At 44.5% G+C, this 2,061-nt stretch carries 3 protein-coding genes; all 3 read right to left on the bottom strand.

The genetic code is table 11. From position 1 onward, the window contains the following. Positions 1-70 precede the first annotated feature (70 nt). Positions 71-1,165: a hypothetical protein gene (locus tag BBBE_RS05485; protein WP_152023196.1), complete on the bottom strand. Its 1,095-nt coding sequence runs from the start codon at positions 1,163-1,165 to the stop codon at positions 71-73. Positions 1,166-1,582: 417 nt separating this feature from the next. Beyond that, positions 1,583-1,750 (bottom strand): hypothetical protein, encoded by a 168-nt coding sequence (locus BBBE_RS07350; RefSeq protein ID WP_192812768.1) that lies wholly within the window; start codon positions 1,748-1,750, stop codon positions 1,583-1,585. Next, positions 1,747-2,061 (bottom strand): hypothetical protein (locus BBBE_RS05495; protein ID WP_035464539.1); only part of this gene is annotated, 315 nt, incomplete at its 5' end. The genes BBBE_RS05495 and BBBE_RS07350, both read right to left, overlap by 4 nt.

Genomic DNA, 2,061 nt, shown 5'->3' on the forward strand with positions numbered 1-2,061 from the left:
CTCGTCAAATCAGCCGTCCCCGTCCCCATCACCCTCACCCCACTAATTCCCCGTCTCCCACCCGTAAACGTCACCGTCCCCCCATCATCTTCAACGTCCCCCCCGTCACATCCACCCCTTTCCCAAACTTTGAAATCCCCACCCCAGTCAAAGTCATCTCCCTCCCATTCTGCATAACCACCCCCGTCCCCCCACTCCTACTCCCCGTAATCTTCCCCTGCGTCATACTAACCGTCGCCCCACTTCCCGATACCATTATCCCCGTCCCCCCATCCTTAACCGTAATCGTCGACTCCCCATTTATATTTACCGTCCCACTTTGCGCATTCACCCCCACCCTGAATCCTGAAACATTCACCATATTCAAAGTCATCTCCCTCCCATTCTGCACATCCACCCCCATCCCACTCCCCATAATCGTCAACCCCATCACATCAGCAGTCCCCGTCCCATCCATCTGTATCCCACCCCCCTTCGTAACAGTCATCGTCTTCCCCATCCCCATCACACTCGCCTTTCCCGTCCCCTCAATCTTTATCCCCGCTTCACCATTATTAAAAGCCACACTCTCATCAAATCTTACAGTCCCCCCATTATTAACCTCCACCTTCTTAATCTCCACCCCATCCTTCAACAACGTCACCGCCCCCCCATCATTAATCTTCACCCTCTCAAACCCCTTCAACACCCCCTTCAACGTAACAGAAGACCCTTGACCCTCAACCGCTATCACCTTCTGCATCCCCCCCGTCACCCCCTCAACATCAACCTCCTCCACCAACGTCAGCTGTCCTTTATTAAGCACCTTAATCACCGGTAGACCACCCCCCTTCAACCCCCCCGTAACCTTCAGCTTCTTTAATATCGTAATATTTGCCCCATCCTTCACCGTCACAGCAGCCTTACCAGAATGCTTATCCATATTTATATTTATATCCTTACCACCCCTAGTACTACTCAGTATCCTTGTCTCACGACTATCACACACAATCGGCTGATCATTATGCTGAATAGTTTTAACAGTACCAACACCACCACTACTCCCACAATTTTGATCGGCATACGCCTTTGAAGTATGAGACGTTATAAGGGAAAGCCCAGCCATAAGAGCGGTTGAGACAACACATAAATAAACATGATGCTTAAAAACACAACGCATAACCATAACCCACATGTTCCCCTTTAACCTGTCAGGTTAAACGAGACTAAACTATTCTAAAAAAAAGAAAACTAAAACTAAACCATACTAAAATGGCTTAAAACCCCATAAAATTCTCCCAACTCTAACCCTTACCTAAAAACATCATACCCTAATATAAAACACTCTTAACACCCACAAAGCTAAAACACACATCTTCAAACAACAAACAAAACACACATAAAATCAAAACATCAAACAAAGCGCCTAGACCTTAAACCATCACCTAAACCCATAAACAAAAAAAAATCTCTAAAACTAATAAATACGCTAAAATATACAAAATCTAAAACATATAAAAAACAAACACCTCTAAGCATTGAGAGAGTGTTTTCTGTTATACTTTTTTTAGCAGAATATATTGCCCTATTTAAAAATGATTCATTAGGTAATGTTGTATTTGTGTCTTGTAAAATAAACACCGTACTCTCCCTTAAAATTGATCTCCCCCCCCTCCATATGGACAGCACCTTTTGTGATAGCCATTCCATTGTAGATGTTTGTATAAGTTGGCCTAATCAACACGACCCGTCCGCCGTCAACTACCCTCATTCCCTGCCCATAACCATTTCCATCGATCGTGAGATGTGATGCAACAACCACAGCATTTTTTGTACTTTACCCGTCTTTTCCATAGCATTTGTAGTGTCCTCTCCCACAATCCTAATGAATTCAGCTTTGTTGTTGTTACCCGTATAAGTCATTTTGACCGCTATTAAAGCAGCCATACCCTGGTTAAGATAAACCCCGTAATCTCCCTTAAAATTGATCTCTCCTCCCTCCATACGGACACTTCCGTCTGTAATCGTCATCCCCTTATGAACACCTTTCAAGTTTGTACCTGTAATCCTCGTCCCTGTAAT

Source organism: Bartonella bovis 91-4, assembly GCF_000384965.1.
Lineage (GTDB): Bacteria > Pseudomonadota > Alphaproteobacteria > Rhizobiales > Rhizobiaceae > Bartonella > Bartonella bovis.